Source organism: Deinococcus sp. QL22, from assembly GCF_023370075.1.
Classification (GTDB): Bacteria; Deinococcota; Deinococci; order Deinococcales; family Deinococcaceae; genus Deinococcus.
Genome location: NZ_CP097151.1, coordinates 150,235 through 173,795, shown reverse-complemented (window position 1 = coordinate 173,795; position 23,561 = coordinate 150,235). Strand labels below are relative to the sequence as shown.

26 protein-coding genes are annotated in these 23,561 nt (G+C 59.1%); 12 read left to right on the top strand and 14 right to left on the bottom strand.

Annotated elements, in window-relative coordinates; all coding sequences use genetic code 11:
- Positions 1 to 39: 39 nt before the first annotated feature.
- From M1R55_RS20235 to M1R55_RS20220, 4 genes are all read left to right on the top strand, one after another.
- A complete protein-coding gene (locus M1R55_RS20235; protein ID WP_249395223.1) occupies positions 40 to 279 on the top strand; it encodes a hypothetical protein in 240 nt (79 codons plus the stop codon).
- A 95-nt stretch (positions 280 to 374) separates the two neighbouring features.
- On the top strand, positions 375 to 1,145 hold the full coding sequence (locus M1R55_RS20230) for a hypothetical protein (protein ID WP_249395222.1): 771 nt from the start codon (positions 375 to 377) through the stop codon (positions 1,143 to 1,145).
- Positions 1,135 to 1,569 carry a hypothetical protein gene (locus tag M1R55_RS20225; protein WP_249391324.1) on the top strand — a complete coding sequence of 145 codons (435 nt, stop codon included), beginning with the start codon at positions 1,135 to 1,137 and terminating at the stop codon, positions 1,567 to 1,569. The genes M1R55_RS20230 and M1R55_RS20225 overlap by 11 nt, the downstream gene beginning before the upstream one ends.
- Positions 1,570 to 1,860: 291 nt before the next feature.
- Positions 1,861 to 3,186 carry a transposase gene (locus M1R55_RS20220; RefSeq protein WP_249395221.1) on the top strand — a complete coding sequence of 442 codons (1,326 nt, stop codon included), beginning with the start codon at positions 1,861 to 1,863 and terminating at the stop codon, positions 3,184 to 3,186.
- Here M1R55_RS20220 and nagA read toward each other — a convergent pair.
- Positions 3,183 to 4,379 carry an N-acetylglucosamine-6-phosphate deacetylase gene (gene nagA / locus M1R55_RS20215; protein ID WP_249395220.1) on the bottom strand — a complete coding sequence of 399 codons (1,197 nt, stop codon included), beginning with the start codon at positions 4,377 to 4,379 and terminating at the stop codon, positions 3,183 to 3,185. The genes M1R55_RS20220 and nagA overlap by 4 nt on opposite strands.
- Before the next feature lie 120 nt (positions 4,380 to 4,499).
- Positions 4,500 to 5,480, bottom strand: coding sequence for a serine hydrolase (locus tag M1R55_RS20210; RefSeq protein ID WP_249395219.1), 981 nt, complete (start codon positions 5,478 to 5,480; stop codon positions 4,500 to 4,502).
- Positions 5,481 to 5,741: 261 nt separating this feature from the next.
- Here M1R55_RS20210 and M1R55_RS20205 point away from each other — a divergent pair, with 261 nt between their 5' ends.
- The gene (locus M1R55_RS20205) at positions 5,742 to 7,007 is read left to right on the top strand and encodes an ABC transporter substrate-binding protein (RefSeq protein WP_249395218.1); all 1,266 of its coding nucleotides are present in this window, start codon (positions 5,742 to 5,744) and stop codon (positions 7,005 to 7,007) included.
- Between the two features lie 191 nt (positions 7,008 to 7,198).
- On the top strand, positions 7,199 to 7,909 hold the full coding sequence (locus M1R55_RS20200; protein WP_249395217.1) for an IS6 family transposase: 711 nt from the start codon (positions 7,199 to 7,201) through the stop codon (positions 7,907 to 7,909).
- A gap of 394 nt (positions 7,910 to 8,303) precedes the next feature.
- Here the strand turns inward: M1R55_RS20200 and M1R55_RS20190 are convergent, their stop codons facing one another.
- From M1R55_RS20190 to M1R55_RS20170, 5 genes are all read right to left on the bottom strand, one after another.
- Positions 8,304 to 9,347, bottom strand: a complete 1,044-nt coding sequence (locus M1R55_RS20190) for an IS110 family transposase (protein ID WP_249395216.1) — start codon at positions 9,345 to 9,347, stop codon at positions 8,304 to 8,306.
- Between the two features lie 393 nt (positions 9,348 to 9,740).
- Positions 9,741 to 10,964 (bottom strand): sigma-70 family RNA polymerase sigma factor, encoded by a 1,224-nt coding sequence (locus tag M1R55_RS20185; protein ID WP_249395215.1) that lies wholly within the window; start codon positions 10,962 to 10,964, stop codon positions 9,741 to 9,743.
- A 98-nt stretch (positions 10,965 to 11,062) separates the two neighbouring features.
- Positions 11,063 to 11,413 carry a hypothetical protein gene (locus tag M1R55_RS20180; protein WP_249395214.1) on the bottom strand — a complete coding sequence of 117 codons (351 nt, stop codon included), beginning with the start codon at positions 11,411 to 11,413 and terminating at the stop codon, positions 11,063 to 11,065.
- 715 nt (positions 11,414 to 12,128) lie between these two features.
- Positions 12,129 to 12,284, bottom strand: a complete 156-nt coding sequence (locus M1R55_RS20175; RefSeq protein ID WP_249395213.1) for a hypothetical protein — start codon at positions 12,282 to 12,284, stop codon at positions 12,129 to 12,131.
- 178 nt (positions 12,285 to 12,462) lie between these two features.
- Positions 12,463 to 13,260: an oxygenase MpaB family protein gene (locus M1R55_RS20170; RefSeq protein WP_371827264.1), complete on the bottom strand. Its 798-nt coding sequence runs from the start codon at positions 13,258 to 13,260 to the stop codon at positions 12,463 to 12,465.
- A gap of 296 nt (positions 13,261 to 13,556) precedes the next feature.
- Here M1R55_RS20170 and M1R55_RS20165 point away from each other — a divergent pair, with 296 nt between their 5' ends.
- The 4 genes from M1R55_RS20165 (at position 13,557) to M1R55_RS32270 (ending at position 17,660) form a co-directional block, all read left to right on the top strand.
- On the top strand, positions 13,557 to 14,264 hold the full coding sequence (locus tag M1R55_RS20165) for a gamma-glutamyl-gamma-aminobutyrate hydrolase family protein (protein WP_249395212.1): 708 nt from the start codon (positions 13,557 to 13,559) through the stop codon (positions 14,262 to 14,264).
- Between the two features lie 217 nt (positions 14,265 to 14,481).
- Positions 14,482 to 14,748, top strand: a complete 267-nt coding sequence (locus M1R55_RS20160) for a tyrosine-type recombinase/integrase (RefSeq protein ID WP_249395211.1) — start codon at positions 14,482 to 14,484, stop codon at positions 14,746 to 14,748.
- Between the two features lie 249 nt (positions 14,749 to 14,997).
- On the top strand, positions 14,998 to 15,996 hold the full coding sequence (locus M1R55_RS20155) for a Gfo/Idh/MocA family protein (RefSeq protein ID WP_249395210.1): 999 nt from the start codon (positions 14,998 to 15,000) through the stop codon (positions 15,994 to 15,996).
- Positions 15,997 to 16,397: 401 nt separating this feature from the next.
- Entirely contained in the window at positions 16,398 to 17,660 is a 1,263-nt protein-coding gene (locus M1R55_RS32270) for a DUF4388 domain-containing protein (RefSeq protein WP_371827263.1), read from the top strand.
- 192 nt (positions 17,661 to 17,852) lie between these two features.
- Here the strand turns inward: M1R55_RS32270 and M1R55_RS20140 are convergent, their stop codons facing one another.
- From M1R55_RS20140 to M1R55_RS20130, 3 genes are all read right to left on the bottom strand, one after another.
- A complete protein-coding gene (locus M1R55_RS20140; RefSeq protein ID WP_249395209.1) occupies positions 17,853 to 18,101 on the bottom strand; it encodes a helix-turn-helix domain-containing protein in 249 nt (82 codons plus the stop codon).
- Between the two features lie 269 nt (positions 18,102 to 18,370).
- Positions 18,371 to 18,862: a transposase gene (locus tag M1R55_RS20135; protein WP_249395208.1), complete on the bottom strand. Its 492-nt coding sequence runs from the start codon at positions 18,860 to 18,862 to the stop codon at positions 18,371 to 18,373.
- A gap of 20 nt (positions 18,863 to 18,882) precedes the next feature.
- The gene (locus tag M1R55_RS20130; RefSeq protein WP_249395207.1) at positions 18,883 to 19,419 is read right to left on the bottom strand and encodes a helix-turn-helix domain-containing protein; all 537 of its coding nucleotides are present in this window, start codon (positions 19,417 to 19,419) and stop codon (positions 18,883 to 18,885) included.
- Positions 19,420 to 19,512: 93 nt separating this feature from the next.
- On the opposite strand from M1R55_RS20130, the gene M1R55_RS20125 reads away from it, so the two are divergent.
- Both M1R55_RS20125 and M1R55_RS20120 read left to right on the top strand, forming a co-directional pair.
- Entirely contained in the window at positions 19,513 to 21,015 is a 1,503-nt protein-coding gene (locus M1R55_RS20125; protein ID WP_249395206.1) for a YdiU family protein, read from the top strand.
- 254 nt (positions 21,016 to 21,269) lie between these two features.
- Positions 21,270 to 21,749 (top strand): hypothetical protein, encoded by a 480-nt coding sequence (locus tag M1R55_RS20120; RefSeq protein WP_249395205.1) that lies wholly within the window; start codon positions 21,270 to 21,272, stop codon positions 21,747 to 21,749.
- Between the two features lie 118 nt (positions 21,750 to 21,867).
- On the opposite strand, the gene M1R55_RS20115 is transcribed toward M1R55_RS20120, so the two are convergent.
- Genes M1R55_RS20115 through M1R55_RS20100 form a run of 4 tightly spaced genes read right to left on the bottom strand, consistent with a single transcriptional unit; the run spans position 21,868 to position 23,261 of the window.
- A complete protein-coding gene (locus M1R55_RS20115) occupies positions 21,868 to 22,284 on the bottom strand; it encodes an OsmC family protein (protein ID WP_249395204.1) in 417 nt (138 codons plus the stop codon).
- 41 nt (positions 22,285 to 22,325) lie between these two features.
- Positions 22,326 to 22,538 (bottom strand): hypothetical protein, encoded by a 213-nt coding sequence (locus M1R55_RS20110; RefSeq protein ID WP_249395203.1) that lies wholly within the window; start codon positions 22,536 to 22,538, stop codon positions 22,326 to 22,328.
- Positions 22,501 to 22,818 carry a redoxin domain-containing protein gene (locus tag M1R55_RS20105; protein ID WP_249395202.1) on the bottom strand — a complete coding sequence of 106 codons (318 nt, stop codon included), beginning with the start codon at positions 22,816 to 22,818 and terminating at the stop codon, positions 22,501 to 22,503. The genes M1R55_RS20110 and M1R55_RS20105 overlap by 38 nt, the downstream gene beginning before the upstream one ends.
- Positions 22,815 to 23,261 carry an FAD-dependent oxidoreductase gene (locus tag M1R55_RS20100; RefSeq protein ID WP_256566043.1) on the bottom strand — a complete coding sequence of 149 codons (447 nt, stop codon included), beginning with the start codon at positions 23,259 to 23,261 and terminating at the stop codon, positions 22,815 to 22,817. The genes M1R55_RS20105 and M1R55_RS20100 overlap by 4 nt, the downstream gene beginning before the upstream one ends.
- Positions 23,262 to 23,561 lie beyond the last annotated feature (300 nt).

The following is a 23,561-nucleotide window of genomic DNA, read 5'->3' as shown; positions in this document are numbered from 1 at the left end:
CCCAGATGCAATGGCACGGCACGGCTTTTACGATGGAGCATGACCCAGAAACGCAACGATCTGGACACGCTGAAGCCGCTTGGCAAGTCGGTCGAGGAAATTGAGCGCGACAGCCAGAACCGGGTGAATCCGCCCGCACTGGAAGGAACCACACAGGACGCGGTTCCCGCCGTGCCGCCCATCAATTCCACAGGAACGTGGTCGAGTCAGACGGGCCTGGGGGCCAGCACGCCGGAGGTGCCTCTTGGTCCCATCAGACCTTTACGTGATGACGAATAAAGCAGTCGTCAAGAATGGTGTTTGTTGACCGCCCGGAGCTGATGGCCTGACACAATTTATGAGAAAGCGTCCCCGGTAGGGGACACTTTCTGTTTGTGAAGACCGAAAATGCCACCGGGGACGCCCCCCGACTGTACCAAGCGATCCTGCCCCACCTCCACCCCGCCCTGTGGAACGACGTCCGCAACGCCCGTACGCTGGCCTGGATGGTCAGCGGCTTGGTGCTGTCCCAGAGCGTTTCCATTCCCTCCTGGCTGCCGCACATCCACTCCCAGGCCACGGTCGCCCAGAGCACCGAACGTCGCTGCCGACGGTGGCTGGAGAATCCAGCCATCGCCCCTGGCAGTGTGTATGGCCCCCTGATTACCCGAGCCTTGCGGGATTGGGGCCCGCATTCCCTGACGCTGGCGCTGGACACCAGCATCCTGTTCGGACGCTTCTGTCTGATCCGGGTGGCCGTCCTCTACCGGGGACGCGCGGTACCGCTCGTCTCCCGCGTCCTAGAGCATGCCAGTGCTCAGGTCGGCACCGAACAACTCCTGCCTGTCCTCGCCGAGGTCAAAGGCCTGCTGGATTTTCTTGGGCTGCACGATGTTCGACTCCTGGCGGATCGGGGTTTTTGCGACACGGCCTTGATGGGCTGGCTCCGCGTCTGCGGATGGCACTTCCGCATCCGCATCAAATCGAGCCTGATTCTGGCCGCTCCAGACGGGCAACGGGTCTGCACCATCGGGAAATCAAACTCGCAGCGCGCGAAACGCGCTGCTTCCACAACGTCACGATCACCGGACACCGATTTGGGCCGGTGCATGGTTTCTGGGCCGTCCCACGGACGGCCCAGAGCAGTGGCAGGTGGTGAGCGATGAACCCACCAGTCGTGCAACGTTTGCTGAGTACGGCGAGCGCTTCCAAATAGAGGAAGGATTCTTGGATGATAAGAGTGGCCTCTTCGGTCTGGAGGACTCCAAACTGCGTGATGCCGCCAGCCTCGAACGCCTGATCCTGGTGATCTCTGTGGCCACGCTCCTGCTCGTCTCCGAAGGACTCCAGCTCGTGCAGCAGGGTGTGCGCAGAACCATTGATCCCCATTGGAACCGCGCCCTGAGCTATTTGAAACTTGGTTTACGCGGCGTCCACTTCGCGCTGAGCCGGGGGCAGGCAGTACTCAACCGCCTGACGCTCCAAGGAGGCGCCGATCCGGCGCCTCCCGGACGTCGCAAGAAATCGCATGTCAGTTCTGTGGACGCTTTAGAAGGCGGCTGGGTGCTCAGATTTCGCTCTCCCTCATAAATTGTGTCAGGCCGTCAGCCGCCCGGAGTGAATTTTGGAGAATGGAAGCGCCGGGGAAATGACTCCCGGCGCTTCCACTTGGCCAGATGCTCTGAGGCTTGCTGGGTTGTCCAGCGTTCCCTGAGCCTGTGGGGATATGCCCTCACGGGTTCACTGGGTCTGGGCGGGAAGCACGCGACTTCAGTCGTGTAAGGGATAGCCCAGCCGACCGTGAGGGCGGAGTGCTGAAGCGTTTCGCTCCAAGCTCAAGCTTCTTACTTTTTTCAAGGATATGGTTCTATTCTATTTCTTGTGAAAGTTACGCTCACTGCAAAGCTCAAGCTGAACCACACCGAGGCGCAAAAAGCCGCCCTCGATGCGGCCACGCTGGCCTTCCGTGACGCGCTCAACTACACGTCCAAGCGGGCCTTCGACATGAACAAGTGTTCCGGAGCCGCCAAGATTCAAAAAGAGGTCTACACCCATCTGCGCGAAGTTATCGGTTTGCCCTCTCAGATGGCTTGCAGCGCTCCACGTCAGGTGGCCGCCTGTTATAAGGGCTTGTGGACCAAGTGCAAAGACCATCACACCCGCCAGAAATTCATTCAAAGCGTCAAGCCCGGCCATCAGCCGCGTCCTTTTCGTGGCTTCGAGCAACCCGCCAAGTTCGTCTCCCGCACCCTGGAATACCAGTACGGCAAGGACTACACCTGGAAAAAAGACGGCAAAGTCAGCGTCCTTACCCTGGAAGGCCGTCAAATCATGACCTATCAGGGCTATTCCAAGCACCTCGAGCTGATCCAGTCCGGCTGTGAAGTCGGCGGCGCTAAGCTCTCCTACCAGAAATCCAAAAAGCAGTATTTTCTGTTGGTCAGCTTGGAAGTGGACTTGCCTGATCCTCAGCCTGCAGACCATAAGAACGTCGTGGGCGTAGATGTGGGGCAGCGCTTCCATGCCGTCGTGACCAATACCCGCAACCGCACCACATTCTTTTCAGGCCAGCAAACCAATCACCAGAAAGAGGGCTTTGCCCGTGTTCGTCAATCGTTGCAGCGCAAAGGCACCCGTTCCGCGACACGCAGACTTGTTCTGCTCTCGGGCCGGGAAAGACGGTTCATCGCTGACCGCAATCATTCCCTCGCTTCCCAGATTTTGAAGACCTATCCCCAGGCCATCATCGGCTTGGAGAACCTGAAAGACATCCGCACCCGGACCGAAGGACGCAGCAACCCGCAGGCCAGCCTGAAGGCCAAGCGGGCCAGGCGGCGTCGTTCGCAGTGGAGTTTTGCCGAGTTGCAGACTTTTCTGGCCTATAAAGCCAGTCTGGTCGGCAGCATGGCCCTTGGGGTGGATGCCCATTACACCTCGCAACAGTGCGTCAAGTGCGGACATACCAGCAAGGGGAATAGACCTCAAGCTGGACTGATGTTCGTCTGCGAGGTCTGCGGGTACCAGGTGCATTCAGATTTGCTTGGAGCGAGAAATGTCACTCTCAGAGCGTTGGCGGTCCGGCAGGACTGGACCGCTACGGGTGCCTTGTCAGTGCGCCCTGATGTGTCGAGCGTTGAAGCCAAAGCTGAGCGCCTGCAACGGTACTCAGAGCTGCGGTGGAGCTCAGACACAAGCCTGCGACTTTAGTCGCAGGTCATTGACCCGGTCTGTTGCTCCTGAGTTGAAGCCCCTGAGCCAAAGACCATCTGGCCTCCGATCATCGTCCAGACCACCTGATACTGGTCATCCAGCAGCACCAGATCGGCGTCGGCTCCAACAGCGATGCGCCCTTTGTGGGGCAGGTTCAGCAGGTCTGCGGGCGTGGTGGACGCCATTATTACGGCGTCGGCCAGTGGAATACCAAGTTCGACGGTGTTCCGGAGCGCCTCGTTCATGGTCACGGTGCTGGAGGCCAGCGTGCCGTCAGGCAGCCGGGCCACGCCTTCCCGAACCGCCACGGTGTGCCCGCCAAACACATACTCTCCGTCGCCCAGCCCCATCGCCTGCAGAGCGTCGGTGATCAGTACCATCCGCTCCGGCCCCTTGATCCGGTGCATCAGCCGGACGATGGCAGGGTGCAGATGCACCTGATCGACGATGGCCTGCACGCTGACATGCTGTTGCTCAAAGGCCGCCACGATCAGGCCGGGGTCGCGGTGATGAATGGGGCGCATGCCATTAAAACAGTGTGTGACATGGCTCGCCCCCTCCCGGAAGGCCGCCAGCGCTTCTTCATAGGTGGCGTCCGAATGGGCCAGGGCCACAATAACGCCCTGTTCCTTGAGGTGGCGCGTCAGGGCCAAGCCGCCGGGCAGTTCCGCGGCCAGAGTGACCATCTTGAGCAGCGATCCAGCGTGCTGGAGGACCTGCCGCATTTCGCTCAGGTTAGGGTGGCGCAAAAAGGCCTCGTTCTGCATGCCTTTGCGGGCCGCGTTCAGGTAAGGCCCCTCGGCATGAATACCCGCTACCCGTGCGCCCGGTTCTTGTCCCGCAACTTCCCGAACGCGGTCGATCAGACGCAGCAGGTCTTGCAGAGACGAGCTGACGGACGTGACCAGAAACGAGGTGCAGCCCGTGGCCGCACAGGCCCGCGAAACTTCTTCAATGCTGCTGCTGGTGCCGTCCATCATGTCGTGGCCGTTGGCCCCATGAATATGAAGGTCGATCATGCCCGGAATCAGCAATTGCCCTCGCCCGTCCAGCACCTCGGCCTGACCTGTGGGCGGTGACACATCGACCATCACGCGGGCCAAACGTCCGTCCCTGATCTGCAGACAGCCACGCTCACTCAGGCCACCTTCAGTCACCATCTGGACATCCTTGATCCACAGTTCTTCCATGCGGTTCTCCTCTGAGCGTGGGCGCTCCAGACGTTGCGGCCGCTCATCACGTCATCCTACCGACGAGGGCTTTCTAATATTTTAAAGCTTTAAAAATATGGATTCCTGACGGGCTGCCCCTCATCCCAACACTGTCCCCAACAGCTCTGGAATAAGCTGGCGGTGCGGCGGGTGGTCGCTCACCCGTCCGGTCATGACGACAACGAGACCGTGTTCCGGAAAAACGGCGACGTACTGGCCGCCGTAGCCTGTGGCGTACCAGCCTGCCGTGCCGCTTTCGTGGGTCACCCACCACAGCAGTCCGTAGTCGGGAAGGCCTTCCATCCACTCAAATCCCTTCAGCTGAGGCCGGGTGGCCTGCTCAATCCAGCCAGCTGGAATGAGTTCAGTGCCGTTCCACCAGCCGCGCTGAAGTGTCAGTTGACCAAAACGCAGCATCTCGCGGGAGGTCAGGTGCAGGCTGCCCGACGCGAAGGGGCGGCCATAGGGATCAGCAGGCCAATTCGGGGCCACCACCCCCAGCGGGCCGAGCAGCGTCTCCTGGGCAAAGGCTGCCAGAGGTTGTCCCGCCGCTTCGGCTAGGGCGGCACCCAGCACGTGAACCCCTGCGTTGGAGTAACGGAAAGTGGTGCCAGGCGCGTCGAGCAAGGGGTACTCCAGCGCAAAGCGAACAGGGTCCTGACTGGTAAACCAGGCGTCGTCATAGCTGGCATCTGTAATTTCAGAGGGCAAGCCGCAGGTCATCGTCAGCAGGTGGCGCACCTGAACCTCTGCCCAACGCGAATCCTGAATGGTGGCCGAAATGCGGGAGAGCAGAGGCAAAACGGGTTGCTCCAGGCTGGACAACAGGCCGCGTTGGAGCGAGGTTCCCGTCAAAAACGACAGGATACTTTTGGTGACGGACTGGGTATCGCGTGGGTCAGCAGCTTTCCCATCAAAGTAACGCTCGAAGGCCAGCTGTCCATGCCGTGCCACCAGCAGACTGGTGACATCCGGAAAAGCGAGGGCAATTCGGCGCTCAAGCGCTGCAAGCACACGGCCATTCAGACCAAGTGCTTCAGGAGCCGTGACGGAGAGGGTCGAGAACACGTCTGGCATCATCTCTTATCTTGAGAATGGCGTGGGCTGAACACTGCGTCAACTTTAAAAGCCAAAACGTCATTCGGCTGGGCCTCACGGCTGTTGTCACAGCCACCTTTGTGATTGAAACCGCACTACACACAGCAAACCCGCCTCAATAAGAATGGGGAAGAATGGATGAGGAAAGCGTTATTCCCAAATCTTGACTGAGGGCGAGTTTTTTTATACTATTAAAGAACCACTGAACTGAATAGTCGCTACGAGAGTCGCAGGAGGCAAGTTATGAACCGGAAAGTCCTCGTTGTCACCGGCATGTTGGTCGTGCTCAACGCGCTTGCAGCACCTGCTCTGGCCCAAAAGGTCACCCTGAAGTTTTCGGCCCACTGGCTGAGTGAGCAGCGTCGCCCCACGATCACCAAAATTATCGACACCTGGAATCAACGAAATCCCAACATTCAGGTGGAATACACGGGCGTTCCGTTTGATCAGATCATCACCAAAACCATTGCTGGAGTCGCCGCGGGCAACGCGCCTGATGTGGTTGTGCTGGATATTCGGACCACCAAGCAGCGCGCAGCCAAAAATCAGATCCTCGATCTGAATGCGCTAGGCGCAAACACCATTAAGAGTGGGTTCTACCCTAACCTCTGGAGCACCGCGACCTACAACGGCAAACAGTACGGCCTACCTTTTGTCACGGATACCCGCGTGCTGTTTTACAGCAAGGCCGCCTTCCGGGAAGTGGGTCTTGATCCCAACAAGCCACCGAAAACATGGGACGAGCTCTGGAGCTACGCCCAGAAACTGGACAAAAAAGACGGCAACCGTTGGACCCGTATAGGGTTCCACCCTAATTTCGGAGACTTCGGCTACGCCGGCTGGCTCACCAACGCGGGCGATTCCTTCTTTGATAAGAACAACGAAGAAGCGCGTGCCAATAATGCCAGCGCTGTGAAAGTGCTGGCCTGGATGAAGAAATGGACTGACAAGTACGGCGCGAACAACTACGCTGCCTTCAAGGCGTCGTTTGGTGGCGGCGCACAGGACGAGTTCATGTCGGGCAAGGTGCCGATGGTAGTGAAAAACGGCAACTACCTGACCACGCTCCGGGTGAACGCCCCCAACCTGCAGTACGGGTTTGTGGCGGTGCCCACCGAAGACGGCAAACAGGACGGTACAAGTTCATGGGGCGGCGGCTTCAACGTCGAGATTCCCCGCAGCACCAAATACCCGAAACAGGCTTTTGCTTTTGCCAAATACCTGACCACCGAGGGAGCCAAGGTCTGGGCTGCCGAGCAAAACGACCTCCCCGGCTATCAGGTGGCGCGTTTGGGCAACAAAAACCCCAATTTCATCAAGCTGGCCAACAACCTGAAATACACCTACGTGGACACCGTGCCACTGTACGCGCCCTCGTATGAAACGGCGATCAACAAGGCCGTGGACGATGTGCTCCTGCGTGATAAGGATCCTAAGCCTGCTCTGGACGAGGCCCAGACCGCCATTGCCAAGCAGGTTGCCGATGGCAAGCGGGACGCCGCGCGCTAAGGCAGCTTCCGGCAACATCAAGCACAAGGGGAGAAGGCCAGAGCTGCTCGGCCTCCTCCCTCTCTTTGTGCCCAATCAAGTCATGCAGTTAAGCAGTACGGGGTCAACGCTGCCGCTTGCGCCGTCTTTACACCCGAAAACAACCAAGAGGGTTGTGTTGCCTTAACTGGATAGGGGTACGCTGACCGTCCGTGACCGACATCAAACCGTACCGTCACCGATTCAGGGTGAGCATTATCCAGCACGCGATTTGGCTCTCTCACCGTGTCCTACTCAGCGACCGGGACGTCGAAGAATTGTTGCACCAGCCGGGCATCGGGGTCAGTCACGAGCCGCTCCGCGAGTGGTGCCTTCCATTCGGCTCCCTCTTCACGGAAGCCCTGCGCCACCGGGTCCCCCGGCGGGGGACCCGGTGGCATCTGATTGAGGTGGGTACGAGTGTCGATGGCGTCCGACACTGGCTCTGGAGGGCCGTGGACAAGCACGGCTTCGTGCAGGGCATCTTGCTTGGGCGGCATCGCGATACTGATGCCGCAAAAACCTTTCTGACTCAGCTCTTGGGTGAATATGACGTCCCAGAGGTCATTCACAACAATCAGTTGCGCAGTTATGGGGCGGCGATTCGAGCGCGCCCAAGTCTGTTGGGCGTCGACCACCAACAGGTGATCTCCCTGGCACGCGGCAACAACTTGGTTGAACAATCACACCGTCCCACACGGCGCCAAGAGCGAGGTCAACAGGGGATGGGGCGGAAGAAACGCGCGCAGGAGGTGTTGAAGCTGCACGCCCGAGTGGCAAACCCTCATCACCACACCCGAAGGGGCGTTGCCGCGACCCACAGACGAAGCCATCAACAGCACGCGTTCCCAACGTGGTCAATGCTCTCAGCAGGGGTGGCCTGAAGTTCAGGCCACCCCTGCCCTCCGTCTGCCACAGGTCAAGTGAAGGCCACACAACCTTTCCCGTACTCCACGCTGTGGAGCACATCCAGGTCATCTCAACGGCGCGCTGCCATACCTTGACCTGGCAATCCCATCGGCCTCCCCGGGAACAGGAGCGAAGTCAATTAGGCTTCAGGAAACCTCGACGAGCACAGGAATTCTTGGCCAGACATGCCCGCGTTTCAACTCTCCACCAGCCCACCCGCACCACTGTCCCCGCGCTCAATCGAAGATCGAATCAGTCCAAGGCCCACCTGGCTTGGCAACACGCCGTTGATGCAGCGGTCTGAACTTCAGACCGCCACTGGCTAGATTTGGCCTGCTCAATATTAAATACTGTGTTGGTTCAGGAACGTCAAGCGGCCATAGGCGAGGGACGTTGGTAATCCGGATTAAACTTTTGGCCCGACTTCAGAACCGCAAAGGCGACTCGGAGCAACTTACGAGCTAGGGCAATGAGGGCGACCTTTTTAGGTTTGCCTTGTGATGTCAGATGTCGGTAGAAGTTCCCAAACCCATTTTTCATTCGAGAGGCTGTCAGCGCACAGAGATAAAATGCACGTCTGAGACGTGCGTTTCCTATTTTTGAGATGTGCGTTCGGCCGGTGAAGTTGCCCGACTGTCTTGGAACGGGGGAAAGGCCTGCATATGCTGCCCACTGGTTCGAGCTTTCCATCTGGCTCAGATGCATCGTCTCCACGAGCAGTACTGCCGCAGTCAATGAACCAATCCCAGGAATGGAACGCAGTAACGTCACGTCCGTTTGAAGACGGACCGACGTGAGAACCAGCGCGTTGATCGCCTCGTTCACTTCAACCAGTTGCTGAGCGAGGAGTGCTTGACGTGCTTCACAAAAGCCGAGTGCTTTGGAAGAGGGTTGATACCGGTGATCCATGGCGTGATGACGGCCCGCCTCGACCGTCGAGAGCTCGACAATATTGTCCCGAGCATGCAGCAGGGCACGGAGTTCGACTAGGTCTGCTGCAGGGGGCATCCAGCGTGCTGGATGCATCACCGCTCCAAACCTACCGATCAAGTCTGCATCCAGCTTGTCAGTTTTTCCTCTTCGCAACGTGCTCTTTGCAAAAAATTTGATTTGTGCTGCATTGACAACACTGATACGACACCCTGCTTCGTACAAGGTCATGGCGACCCGCTCCCAATACACACTCGTGGATTCCATCACGACTGAAGTCCCTTCTCCACCCGCACCAGACTTCCTCATCCATGCGAGAAGTTGTTCATGCCCTTTGGCAGTGTTGGGAACACTTTTCCCCGTTCCCAAAGGGACAAACTTCCCCGGTTCAGGAATCTGGAGAAGACGGGCGTACAGCTCGCTTTTACCGACGTCAAGACCCAAAACAAACATACAACCCCCCAGAAAGGAAAAGCGGGTCACTACCCGGATCCGGTCGGCGGAATTTTGTGTGCAGGCTCGTACGCCTCGAATACTGTTGCGCCTGATCGAAAGGGCCTCGAGCCGGCCAGGATTTAACTCACGGTCTTGGATGACCAAAGTTGCCAGCAGGCTTGTCGGCTCGAGTGGGAGTGACGAACCAAGCTTCCCACGGCTTGGCTCAACACACAAAGTTGCCAGAACCATGCGTCATTACCTTGAACCCTCGACCCGGGCTGAAGTGGACGCGGCCTGACCTGCCCCGACCGCGATTCGGCTGGGCACTGGCGGCAGAAGTGCCGATCTATGAAGTTCAATTCCCTAGATCAGCACAACAGCCCTCCCATGCAGGAGGGCTGTTTCAGGCCAAGGTAGAGCCAGGGTCAGGCAGGCGCTTTAGTCCAGAAAATCGCGTAGGCCGGCGTTCAGGCTCTCGCCGTACTTAAGTTTACGCAGCGCCTTGCTTTCAATCTGGCGCACGCGCTCACGTGTGACGCCCAGAAGCTGGCCCACTTCTTCAAGCGTATGTTCGTGGCCGTCCACGAAACCGTTGCGCAGCTTCAGGACGAGCGCTTCACGTTCACCCAGCGAGTTCAGTGCGCGTTCCAGCGCCTCGCTCAGGATCGTCTGGCTGGCGTTTTGCACGGGCGAGCCGAAGCGCTCGTCCGGAAGGAAATCACCGTAGAAGCTGTCGCCCTCATCCCCGATGGGTGTTTCCAGAGAGATCGGCTCATGGCCTACCTTCTGCGTATCCGTCACCTTTTCGGCGTCCCAATCCGACCCCATCGCTTCGGCCATCTCCTCCGCAAGAGGTTCACGTGAGAGTTCCATCTCCAGCTGGCTGCTGACGCGGCTGAGCTTGTTGATGGTCTCCACCATGTGGACAGGAACGCGGATGGTACGTGACTTGTCTGCGATGGCGCGCGTCAGGGCCTGACGGATCCACCAAGTCCCGTAGGTTGAGAACTTGTAGCCCCGGCGGTATTCGAACTTCTCGACCGCGCGAATCAGGCCCTGGTTGCCTTCCTGAATCAGGTCCAGAAGGTTCAGTCCACGGTTGGCATACTTCTTGGCAATACTGACCACCAGACGGAGGTTCGCCTCAATCAGGGCTTTCTTGGCCGCCTCACTGTCCTCGACCAGCCGATGCAGGTGCCGGCGGTGGCGGTCGTCAAGATCCGGGTTGCTCTCCAATTCAGTGCGGGCCGTTTCGCCCTCCTCGTACCGGCGCGCGAGATCCAGTTCTTCCACTGCGCTGAGCAGTTCGATCTGTCCAATCTCGTGCAGGTACTGCCGGAGCGAATCACCCTGGTAGGCGTCCGCGCTGATCTGAATTTCCAGTTCCTCAGCCTCCTGACTGGCGCCAACTGGAGCTGGATCCAGATCCACTTCCAGATTCAGGTCATCGTCCAGCACGTCCGGGTCAACGGGAGCGGCCAACTGATCCAGTGCGGTGAACTCTGCAGGCTGACCGAGTTCTACTTCGGTGGCGGGTTCGTGGGCAGCAGACTTGGGGATTGTGGTTCGGGCCTGCCGGGGTGCGCGTGCGCGCTTGGGAATGAGCGTGGAGGAATTCAGTGTGGATTTGGATTCTGCTGGCATGGTAATGATCGTCTCCATGGTGCCCAGGCGGCGCTGGCCGCCGGAACAGGGCGAGAGGTGGGTGTCAGTGGGAGGCCGCTGGGAAGCACACGAGTGGTGCAGCCGCTTCCCGGGGGTCAATTCAGACTTCCCTCGACGTGATCTAGTTCGCTAATCACGTTTTTTATGGCGTTCACCAGGGCGCTTGCGGCCTGACTGTCCGTGCTGTTTGCGCGGCGTTGTTCGTAGGCGCCGCGGAAGTCAACGAGGGCCTGGAGGAATGTAGTGAAGGGTTCGGCCTGCTTGAGGTTCTGAAATCCCGATTGATCAGCACCGCTGGTCATGAGGGTATGGCTTGCCTGGTACAGCTCTCGTTTGGCGCGTTCGTGCCTCTGGACACCCTTGATGAGATGTCCGCTTTGCAAGAATTGTTTTGCAGCACGGAGTTCCTGGGCGGCTGTCACCACGGCATGCACATCAGCAGACATCTCTGACGGATATGGCATGTGGGTCATCGGTGATCCTTGTAAAATGGACTGAGGAGTTACCCCTCAGGCAGGTGAAAAGACAGTGTGCTAAAAGAACAGCGGAGTGCCGTTCTGTCTCGTGTTCTGGTTCGACGTCTGCCGCTGCTCTGCCCAACCGAGGATCTAAACCTGGCAGGCCGGAGGTGGCAAGGCGCGACGTGACGGGAAAGGCGGCCAGGAGAACAAAAGAGCCGCAACAGTCCTGACGTCCTCAACAACTCAAAAACAAAGCGTGCGATCTCAGGGCGCGGTCGCCGTACACTGGAGAGCGCTGTCTGGCCAGTCAGGCCACGGTCTACAGTCAATTTCTGCAGACGCTACGAAGATAAGGGTGGACATTCGAGCTTACGAAGACGTGCATCGCAAGGGAGATTCGTTGACTTGTGCAGCGGAGTCGACCGCGCAGGATCCTAATAATACGCGATTGACACTGCTTCTGTCAACTTTTCTGCCGTGGTGGTTGTGGATTTCTGAGCATGATAGGTGAACGGTCTGGAGTGCCCACAGTGTGGCGCCGTCCAGCACTTTCTGTTGATGGCATACTGAAAAACTTAAAATTCGGGCCAGCAAGGGCGGTTGAATCAGCGCTCGCGGCTATGGTGTAAAGTGATTGGCCTTCGGGCGTGGGGGTCGCCTCGGCCATACTGGCTCCTTCCTGATCAACCGTCCAGTACGCTCAGCCGTTCGGAGCGCAGCATGTGGCGTCTGATTGATGCCAGTGGGAACAGTCAACGACATCCTGCTCAGTCACGCCACTCCAGACGCGGCTGTCGAAGGTCGCCCGATCCCGGCAGGCCAGGGTAAAGGTGGCGCTGGCCGTGGCGGCACTCACGCTAACCAGTGTCTCGACCTCCCGGTCAAACATGGTCGAGGAGGCAGAGCAGAGCACGCTGATCTCGCCATAACAGAGAAAGGGCGGAGGCAGCTTCGACTTCCGATCAGGCAGGCCGAGATGCCTTCCTAGCCTAGATTCTCGACCGTTTTCAGCGACTGAGTCGCAGATTCGGCGGTTATGGCGAGGCCAGGTCGAGGTTTTGAACGGAGGCAAGGTGGGCGGGGGGGATGAGGGTTCGCCGGAGGGTCGCGCGGAGTCCAAGCCGCGTGGCGAGGGGATAGAGGGGGAGGAGACCCCGCAGCCAGGGCGTCTTGGGAAGGCCGAGCAGGGCGCGGACGTGCCCAGGCACCAGCACCCCCTGCACCTGCCGCAGCAGGAGGTAGCGCCAGGGGCCGAGATGCTGGCGGTAAGCGGCGTACAGGGCCCTGGTGTGCGCCCCACAAGCCAGATCCCTCTGCAGGTGCCGCTCGCGATCCTCCTGCCACCCGGCGTAATTGACCGGCAACTCTGGAATGCCCAGGCCAAGGCCTACGCGCCGGAACACGCTCCACAATTCCTCACGCTCCAGCAGGGTCAGCGGAGGGTGGAGCGTTTCGTAAGCTGCTTCCGAGTAGGCCACCAACAGGTACAGCACGTCCCGGTGGGCCCAGTCGGGAATACGCGCCCCCCGTGCTCCCTCAACGGCCCCATGCGCCGCCCTGATCCGTGCCAGGGTTCGCTCCGCTCCCGCCTGATCGGCCATCACGATCTGCTGGGCGTAGGCTGCGGTAGAGAACAGCCGCCCCAGGGGATCCTGAGGAATTTTCCCGGTGAAGAACAGCCAGTCGACTGCACGGTTGAGCGCGAACTCGGACGCAGCCCCCGCGAAGACAAGGAGCACGAGATCCGCATCTCCCCAGATGCGCCGCACGATGGAACCAGCAGGGACGAACAGGGAGTCGTTCATAGGTTCGGCGCGTCGGGATTTGTCCACGTTCTGGGCAGTGTAGATGTTCTTGCCGGTGAACTCTGCGAGGAGGGGATCTGCCCGCCGCGGATGGGAACGCCGCCTCGTGGCTCTTCAACCCGAGGGTGCTCCAGAGCCGCTGATGGTGCTGACTCTCCGTTCCAGCTGACGCTTTCACGGAAGGCTGAAGAGCCACCTCGGAGGTCTCGGATCCCTGCCCTCCCTGTCGGCCCACGGCTCCTGGGCTGCGCTTGAACGACGAGGGCTGAAAACCCACCTGGCCTTTTTGCTCTCCTGAAGGTGGAGTTTGTATGCTGTCAGATATGCCTGTTCGCCCCCTGATTGGCCTGAGCACTTCGCAGTCTTCCGACGCGTTATCGCGGGGCGTGAATGGCACGCCACGCCGCTATGCCGAAGCCGTGCAACTCGTGGGGGGCCTGCCTGTCCTGCTGCCCAACCTGGTGGAGTCGGCAGCCGAGTATGCCCGGCGGGTAGACGCCGTCTTGCTGACCGGCGGGGTCGATGCCCATCCCCGTCACTACGGGCAGGTGCCCAGGCGCGGCCTGGGCGAGGTGGACGAGGAACGCGACGCTTTTGAACTCACCCTCTACCAGGCCGCCAGGGCGCTGGGCAAACCTGTCCTGGGGATTTGCCGGGGGATGCAGCTGCTGAACGTGTTTGAAGGCGGCACACTTCATCAACACCTGCCTGACGTGCCCGGGGTCTGGGTAGATCATGCCCAGGTCGCGCGACCTCCCATCCTTGGCCACGAGATCGCTTTTTCTCCAGGGAGTCTTTTGGAGCGCGTCCATGGGAGGAGCGCGTTCCTGAACTCCTACCACCACCAGGGCGTGGATCTGGTGGCGCCGACGTTGCAAGTCACGGCAACTGCACCTGACGGGGTCGTGGAAGGCCTGGAGGGTGACGGACTTCTCGGGGTGCAGTGGCACCCGGAGATGCTGTTTGAACGCCATGGGCACGCCCTTGGCACCTTCACCGCATTTATGAAGCTCCTGAGCGTTCCAAGTTGAGGAATGCTCGCGACTGTCTGTTCGGCAGAACATCCCCAAGCCTCCTCATATGGACGGGGCCAAAGGTCAGGCGGAGCAAGAGGCCAAGTGGCCAGTCCTACCCATAAGGACGCTATCGAAACCTGAGCAGATCCCTGCATGCTGAATCGTCGGGAGGACAACGTCTGGAACACATCAGGGACACCTCGTCGTCCAGAACACTTCTTAAGAGGCGGGCGTGCCCCGGATTCGCTTTCACGACATCCGGCATACGTCAGCCAGCCTGCTGATCCGGCAAGGCATCTCGGCCAAAGTGGTCAGTGATCGCTTGGGCCACGCAGATGTGGCCTTTACCTTGAGCGTGTACACGTATCCGTACGAGGATCAGCGACGTTCCGCAGCACTTTCACTGGATCAACTGCTGGCAACTCCGCCCAGCGGAGCGTCATCGAGGCCAGCCCTTGAGCAGCTCATCGCTCCGTTGCAGGGTCTATTGGCGCAGTAGACGATAAAGACTGGGGTGAAAGGCCGGTGATGGACGGTAGACCACATCATTTAGGGTGGGATCACCTGACCGAAACGTTCGAGAGGGAACTGGCAACGCGGCCGGAAGAAGGGCGTCATCCGTCAGAATAAAATGGGTCAACCTGTGCGGACAACGTGCCGTGTGGGCCCAGAACCCCTGACAGATGCCCAAACCGTGGAGCAAGACCGTGAAGGGGAAGGGGCGTTCCCGGAACGAAAGGAGAACCAGATGACCAGTTCTGTTCGAGTCGGCGTGATTGGCCTTGGCGCCATCGGTCAGAGCCTGCTGAAGGCGTTCACGACGCACCCCGACGTGCAGGTGGCAGCCGTATGCGATCTGGATGCCTCTCTCGCTGAAACGACCGCCCGCCCACTGACGGCCTTGGCCTGGACAGACCACCGCCAGATGCTCGATGAGGTCGAGCTGGATCTCGTGTATGTGGCGGTCCCGCCGCGGCACCATCACGACATCGCCCTGGATGTCATCACAGCGGGTCGGCATCTCCTCTGTGAGAAACCCCTGGCGCTGACGCTGAGCGAAGCGCAGGACATGCAGCGTGCGGTGCAGGCGGCGGGCGTCGTTCACGCGTTGAACCTGCCCCTCCACGCCGATCCGGGGATCGAGACGTTTCACCGGCTCGTCGAGGATGGCCGTCTCGGGACACTGCGCCGCGCCGAGTTAACGCTGGTGTTTCCGCAGTGGCCGCGAGGGTGGCAGCACAATCCCTGGATCGGTGGGCGGGAACAGGGCGGACCAATCCGCGAAGTGGGCCCGCACCTGTTGCACGTCATCCTGACCACGCTCGGACCGATCACGCGGGTGTGGGCGCACACCGAGTACCCCGCGGACGACGCCGTCGCGTGTGAAACCGCCGCGCTCGGCACGCTTGAGCTTGCCAGTGGGCTCCTGGTAGTCGTGTCGTGCCTGACGAACGTGCCGCGTCCTGAACAGGTCAGTTTGACCGTGTATGGATCGAGTGGCACGGCCGGCCTGGTGAACTGGGCGGTGCCGGTGGCCGCCGTGGGTCAGGCGCCGCTTGAACCCGTGCCGGTCGAGAGAACGCAGGTGCCTGCAGGGGCACGACTGGTGCAGGCGCTCGTGAGCCGTGTGCGTGGCGGACCCGGCAACCTGGTCGACTTCAGCATGGGGGTCCGGATCCAGGCCGTCCTGCAGGCATGGGAGCGCTCGTCGACTATAGGAACGTGGGTGGACGTCGTGCAGGCGTGAACGGTGCCCGCTGCCCTGGCTCCTCGTTGATATGGCGGCTTCCGTGGGGCAAAAACCGAGGGGATCAACACGTCAGTTGTTCCAGACCTTCAGCTGAGGTCTTCCGGGATGGGTCGTGCTGATGGTTGTTGACCCGAGCCCATGAAGCAGAGTTGAGCGTACTGGCTTCCCTGGATTGCTCCACCGTTTTGCAGACGCCATCCACGTGCTGGTAGGGCACGGGGGCCCGACCCTAGCCCTTTTACCTTACTGGGACAATCAAAAAGTGAAGTTGTCGACTTCTGAATGAACCATGACTTTCGGGAGATGTGATATTAATCAGAATAAATCATTAAGCGTAACTTTCGATAATGACATCGTAGAGGAAATGTGCTGATAGGCAAAGGACGGGTGAAAACAAGGTGACACTAAGCAATGATAATCGTGTAATCAACGTGTTTCTAGTCCTGCGAAATGCGAGTCTGCTCAAACAGGAACTGAGACGTTATGTTCCCGAAGCAGCGAAGTGGCACATTGTTGCCTGTAACACTATTAACGATGCTATTCATCTGCTTCCTCTACCACACCCTGACTTGATTGTTCTCGAACTTACGGAGATTGTCCAAGGAGAGCATCCTCTTTTTGTACATGCTCGAGACACTTGGCCTATGGCATCGTTTCTAGCAGCAACCTTTTATTGCCACGAGGAATTAAAACCACTGTTCCTACAATATGGTGATATGTCAATATCTTCGCCCAATCCCCACCAGTTATGTTCGGCAATCGCTTACGAAGTTGAACATCTCAGTTATGGTTCTCTTCGGGGCCTTTCCCTGCCCAGTCTGCTTCAGATGCTGGAATGGGAAGCCAAGAGCATGGCTGTTCGAGTGGAGTCGGAAAAAAATTGGGGACGCCTCCATCTAAACCGGGGGCACTTGGTAGATGCTTATGTCCATAACCATCAATCCTATGGAGAAATGGCACTTTTAGAAATTCTGAGATGGGATAACGTCTCTATTACTTTAGAGCGATCCTACCGCAATGAAATCGATGTCATCAAGCAACCGCTTGCAAATCTTCTGATGGAAGCCATGAAACGTCGAGATGAAACAGCTAAGTCTGGATCAATTATTCCAGAGGATTTTATCCTGGATGATTCTGCTGACGAGAATGTGCCTTCTGAGGAAAATAAGGAGCCGCAAAGAACCCCCATGAGCCCGCTAGCATTGCGGGCGGTAAACTCTCTTTCCCCCCGTCCAGTGGTAAAAAAGCCTTCCGGCTCCATTTCAGACCCCAAATTTCTCACAACGTTTATGGATATTGATGCATTCCATGTCAAAGAGGTGTTGAATAGCATTTCACAGACTGTTGATGGCGTTGTCACTGCGGCTCTCGTGGATTATCAGAGTGGAGTGGCTCTAGCAGTAGTTGGTAGTGGTGTAAATTTAGACATCGCCGCAGCGGGTGATACAGAAGTGTTATGTGCCAAGATGCGGACTATGGAGTCCCTTGGCACTCCTGGCGCTATTGAAGACATATTTATGACCTTAGAGCATCAGTACCATATTATTTATCCTGTTCCCGGTCAAAAACTGTTTGTGTACGTGGTATTGCATAAAGAGCAGTCCAATCTCACCATGGCTCGCTACAAGTTGCGTGCGCTGGTACAGAATCTGAAAACTTGAATTTCATTAGTAGCTCACTGATCTAAACTAAGGGTCGTGTTGATTTAACGGGGCTGAGGTAGTCTAACCCAGGAGTTTTCCGTTACCTGATATCATGCACCTTATTGATGATGGCGTAAATTCACGTTAGTCCCAAGCTTTTCCAAATTCTTAGACTATGTCTAGCACGTTCACTTGATGCCGAAAACCGACTCAGACTTTGGCCGTTATCAATAATCCGGGAATGCCGCGCTCTTCGAAACGGGTGAAGTCGTGGTGAATGGCCTGATGATTTCGGCCGAAATGCGTGGAGAGCTGGGGAATGCTCCAGCCCTGTCGATGAAGCCGGAGGATGCTCGCCCGCAGTCGAACCTTTGGGTGGGTAGATGGACTGGTCTCAAGTTCCCGAAGCAGCTCATCAGCGTCTTCAGAAATGTCAATGCGGCGGGCAGGACGGGCCATACTTAAATCTACATGTTAAATGCGTCGTACTTAGCTGAAGGAGATGAATCCAACCTTTGACGGCATGAGACGGTTCCGTCAGGTTAAACAAAAGTCATATGAAACATCAGCTTGGTCAGGACAAAGTCATGAGCGATCAAGAAATCATCCCCTCACTGCTCAGGATTCTGTCTTTCGCTAAATTTCATTTTGCGTTTTAGTATCAAGCATACAGAAATTAAGTGACATGAGACGCTGGATAACTAACCTAAGTATATCCTTGTTAAGTTTTAGATCACAGTGGCTCCAAGGGCCTGAAGGGCGATCAACAAGGCTGCTTGGAGTTCACTGACAGTGTCGTAACAGCGCCGAGGCATTAGAAATCCTTTCAACTTGCGCCAGGTCGTTTCAATGCGATTGAGCATGGGGCAGTACGGCGGGAGATATCGGAGGAGCATCCCTTTGGCCGCCCAAATCGGCTCTCGTGCTCGAATCGCTTTACCGCGATGGAACGAGGCGTTGTCTAAAATCACGACCGTCAACCGTGCTGTGCCTGAACGACGCTGCGCGTCGTCAGACTGTTCAGCGAGGGTGTCGAGATACGCGGTGACATCATCTTGCGTGCAGGACGCTGTCAACTGTCGCACCGCCAAGTGCTCACCTTGGGCGTCCACGGCGAGCGTACCGATCAAGTTGAGTCGTCCTTGAGATCCCCAGCGCGTGGGGACTTTGAACTGCCGTCCGGAACCGCGTGGGAACCAAGAGTTGCCGACCGACAGCATCAGCGACAGACCGGTCTGGTCTAAAAACTTGAGGGTGAGTTTGCCGTCCAGTGCCCCTTTTTTAGGGTCTCAATCGACGCCTGATGCTCATGAATGACATCCGGGTCAGGCACCTGACCCGGGGCGTAGCGTCCCCGCTTCCACGAATAGCCCAAGGCCAACAGTCGAACGCGAACCGCGTCTCGACTGACCGTGATCCCGAAGCGCTCTTGGAGCGCTTCGGCGAGGAGGTCGCTGTTCCAGAGCCGTTGCTCCGCCAGTCGCTCCTGAAGATACTGATCCAGTTCTGGAGTGATCCGGCGCCGCGGCCCCGAAGACCGGCCGTCCATCAATCCAGGGATTCCCTGCTGTTCATAGCGATCCAGATCGTTGTGAACGCTTTGTGGGTTGCGCCCGAAATGCTGTGCCAGGCGCGGCACGGTCATTCCACTGGCGTTCAGACGGACAATGCTCGCTCGCAAACGAACTTTCACGTTGATCCCAGCGCCCAGTTCTAGCCTGCGCAGGGCCACGTCTTCTTCGGAACTCAGCGACAGATGTCGGGCTGGAGGAGTCATTCCTCAAAGCTTAGCAAGCATATACTTAATAGAACCAATTGGGACTGTGAGCTGAGTTCGGCAAGGCAGTGGGCAGCTGTCAGACTGTTTAACATGTCTGCGTCCATGTTCCGATTCGACAACACCTACGCGCGGGAGTTGCGGGGCTTCTACGCGCCCTGGCAGCCAGCTTCCGTTCCTTCACCGAGCTTGCTGTTTTTCAACCGGGAACTGGCACTCGAGCTGGGACTGGATCCCGAAGTGCTGGACGGATCCGAAGGCGCCGCCATCTTTGCCGGCAACCAAGTTCCTGAGGGGGCCGAACCGCTCGCCCAAGCCTATGCTGGCCACCAGTTCGGCGCGTTCTCGCCTCAACTCGGCGACGGGCGCGCCGTGCTGTTGGGAGAGGTCATCGACCAGCTCGGACGCCGCCGCGACATCATGCTTAAGGGATCAGGCCGCACACCGTTCTCGAGAGGTGGCGACGGCAAGGCGGCCACTGGACCCATGTTACGTGAGGTACTGATCGCCGAAGCCATGCATGCGCTCGGAATCCCGACCACACGTGCACTCGCCGTGGCGGGTACGGGCGAGCCGGTCTACCGCCAGCAGCCCCTGCCTGGTGCCGTTCTTACTCGCGTGGCGGCGAGCCATCTGCGCGTGGGCACATTCGAATTCTTCAGCGCTCGCAGCGAAACAGAACGGGTCCGGCAGCTCGCTGACTACGCCATTGCCCGGCATGACCCAGATCTCGTCGGTACAACCGACCGGTATCTTGCCCTGCTACAGCGTGTGGCACAGCGGCAAGCGGCCCTCATTGCTCAATGGATGAATGTTGGCTTCATTCACGGCGTGATGAATACCGACAACGTGACGATTTCCGGCGAGACGATCGACTACGGGCCGTGTGCCTTCATGGAAGCATACGATCCAGACGCGGTTTTCAGCTCCATTGACCAGGGTGGGCGCTACGCCTACAGCAACCAGCCACTGATTGCGCGCTGGAGCCTTGCACGTCTGGCTGAGACCCTGCTGCCGCTCATCGCCGGAGAGAAGAGCGGGGGCGCCGTACCGAAAGCCATCGGCCAAGCGACCGAGGTGATCGATGCATTCCCAGAGTGGTATGCCGCTGCGCTTTTGAAAGGCCAGAGAGAGAAGCTGGGCCTGCAAGGTGGCGACGATGAGCCCGACCGTGCGCTGGCAGCTGACTGGTTGACACTGCTGCATCAACATGGAGTGGACTTCACCCTCGGGTGGCGCCGGCTTGCAGATGCGGCAGGCGGCGACGAAATGCCGCTTCGCTCGCTCTTCCCCCAACCACAGGCACCCAGCGCATGGCTCGCCCGCTGGCGATCGCGCGGCGAGAGCGAAGGGTCTGCTCCAGAATGGAGCGAACGGGCCGAGCGCATGCGCCGCGTCAACCCGGCAGTTATCCCGCGCAATCACCGGGTTGAGGAAGCGTTGTCAGCGGCCTCCGAAAAAGAAGATCTCGCCCCATTCAGGCGCCTGCTGACTGCCCTTCACCGGCCCTACGACGAGACCCAGGATCAGGCCGAGTACACCGAACCGGCCGGCGCGGAGGTGACAGCCTGCTACCGCACGTTCTGCGGCACCTGACGATGCGCGCACCGTGAAGGCATAAACTTTCAGCCGGGCAAGGGGCAACACGTTCCCCGCCCGGCATTCTTGCAGGGTGTCCAGCCGGGCGGGCGTGAGCATGGCGCTGTCGCCGTCGGTAGCAAACCAGTGGGGCCTGCCGTGATAGTCGAACAGGAACACGCCTGCCCGCTCCAGGCAAGGGCATAGCCGGACTGCGCGAGTTCGTAGACGGGGGCCAGGGCGCTCAGGCAGCCGGCGCGGTAGGCTGGGGTATGACCGCTCAATTCGACGAACTGGCGCTGCATGACGGCGTCTTGGTGCTGGGCGAAAAACTGGTGCTGGATGATCCCTTGGGCGTGGATCTGTACCGGCGGTTGACCCGGATCGTGCTGATCAACCTCAACAGCCACGCCATTTTTGTGACGCAGCTGCGCCTGAACTGGCTGGACACCGGCCGAGACATCAGCGTGGCCCGCGATCACCCCCTGATCTTCAGTACGCCCCTGCGGAGCGGTGAGGCGCTGCCCCTGCTGGACACCGCCCGTATGGAACACGTCATCGCGTCCCTGCGGAATCAACACTTGACCGGCTTGACCTACGACGACCACGGCCATCTCAAGTTGCCCAAAGACGCCGAGCGGGCGCTGGCCGTGCACTGGATCGACCCGGTGGGCGCCAAACACGTGGGGTTCTCCGTGGGCCTGCTGAAAGGGGTAACGGACGAGGCTCCGTATCTGGCCCGCCTGGGCTAGGGTCACAGCACCGTCTGAATACCCCAGAACCACGTGTAGGGCACTTTCTTCCCAGAAGTCAACGGAGTACCAATACGTGCAGGCTTAAGTGCGGAAGCGAAGTCAGGTTTCTGCCGTCCTACGCAGAAGCCAAACTTTGGTCTGCGACCCGGATGGTCAACTGCACCGCTGAACGCAGCGTATTGGACGCAATGCAGGCCCGGTCAGCCATCTCTACGAGTTTGGAGAGCAGCTTGGAGTCTGCCGCCTGAGCCTGCACGAGGATGTCGATGGCGCCAAAGCGGCTGGGCGCACTTTCCAATGTGCCCACAATTTCAAACCGAACCCCTTGAATATCCGCCTCTCTGGCCTGCGCAGCCGCCAACAAATTGCTCATCAGGCAGCCGCCGAGCGCGATCAGGAGGTGTTCGCCGCCCATCATGCCCTGATCGTGGCCGCCTTTGTCCAGCGGCCGGTCGACCAGCACGTGATGCGAGCGGGCCACGCCTTCAGACGTGGTGGGGCCGACTTGATTGACTTGCACCTGAATTTGCACGGTTGGCTCCTGCGGCACATAGGCGAGGCGGAATCTTGACTTTAGCGGCGGCGAAGGTACTGGACAAAGCCCAGAGTATCAGCGGCATTCAGGCGGCCGACTGCGCCGCTGGAATACAGGGCCAAGGCCACGGTTCCGTCTGGGCACAGCACGAACCCGCTGGCCTGAAGATACGCCGCGTCTGCGCTGGTATATGCCCCATGTGTCCAGGCCACCTCAGTCGGTGCCAGACCATAGCCAACAGGGAGGGTCAAATGATGACGCCACCGTTTTTTCGGCGGCCTCTGACGCATCGGCAGACAGGACAAACACGCGCACGTCCTCGGCAGCGTACTGTTCGGCCAGCTTCTGAAAATCGCTGAACTGAGTGCGGCAGAAGGGACGCCAGTCGCCCCGGTACAGCAGCACCACGCTCCAGTAACCCTGCGCCGCACCCGGCAACTCCAGCACGCCGCCCACCAGCGGGGCCGAGAGGCTGGGAAACAGGTCGCCGTCCAGAAGGCGAACGGCAGTGGTCAAGAGGGTCTGGGTCATTGGAAGCTCCTGGAGGCGATGGGGTGGGAATCAGGCGAAGGCAGTGGCACCGCTGAAGCCTGAGCCAAGCGGGTGCGCAACCCGAGGCGGGTCAGGGTTTGGTCGATCATGACGGCGGCCATGTTGCCCGACCCCAGCGCCGCACTGACCTGTTGGGTTTGCGGCGGCACGTCGCCTGCGGCCCATACGCCCGCAACGTTGGTCTGACCGTGCCAAGCCGTCTGAATATGCCCTTTGGCCGCCAATTCCAGCCCCAACTGCACGGCTAATTCGTGACGCGGCAGCTTGGGGCCGACCACGAAAAAGGCGTCGGGTGTCAGGCGGGCTCCGCCTTCCAGGGTCAGGGCGTTCAGATGCCCCTGGCGACCTTCCAGAGCCGCTATTTCGCCCACCTGCACGGAGATGCCGCGTTCCCTCATCCGACCTGCCGCGCCCCCGGAGATTCCGGCCTCGCCAGTCAGCAGAACTTAACCTCCTGACTCGGGTGAATGGAGGGAAATACGCCCTCGGGTAAGTCAGGAAGAACGCGGACGACGCGTTGTGGAGCCTCACGCGGCCAACCGCCCGTTTGACACAGCCAGCCCGCTCCCCGGAACCGCCTACCTGCCCCCGGTCGAGGCGACTGCTACCGAGCTTGTTGCAGCAGCTTGCAATTCATTCTGCAAACAGGTAATGTTTTGCAAAGATACCTACAAAGCAAGTGCAAGTCCTCAATTGACCGTCAACAGTGTTCCCTGCTGCGT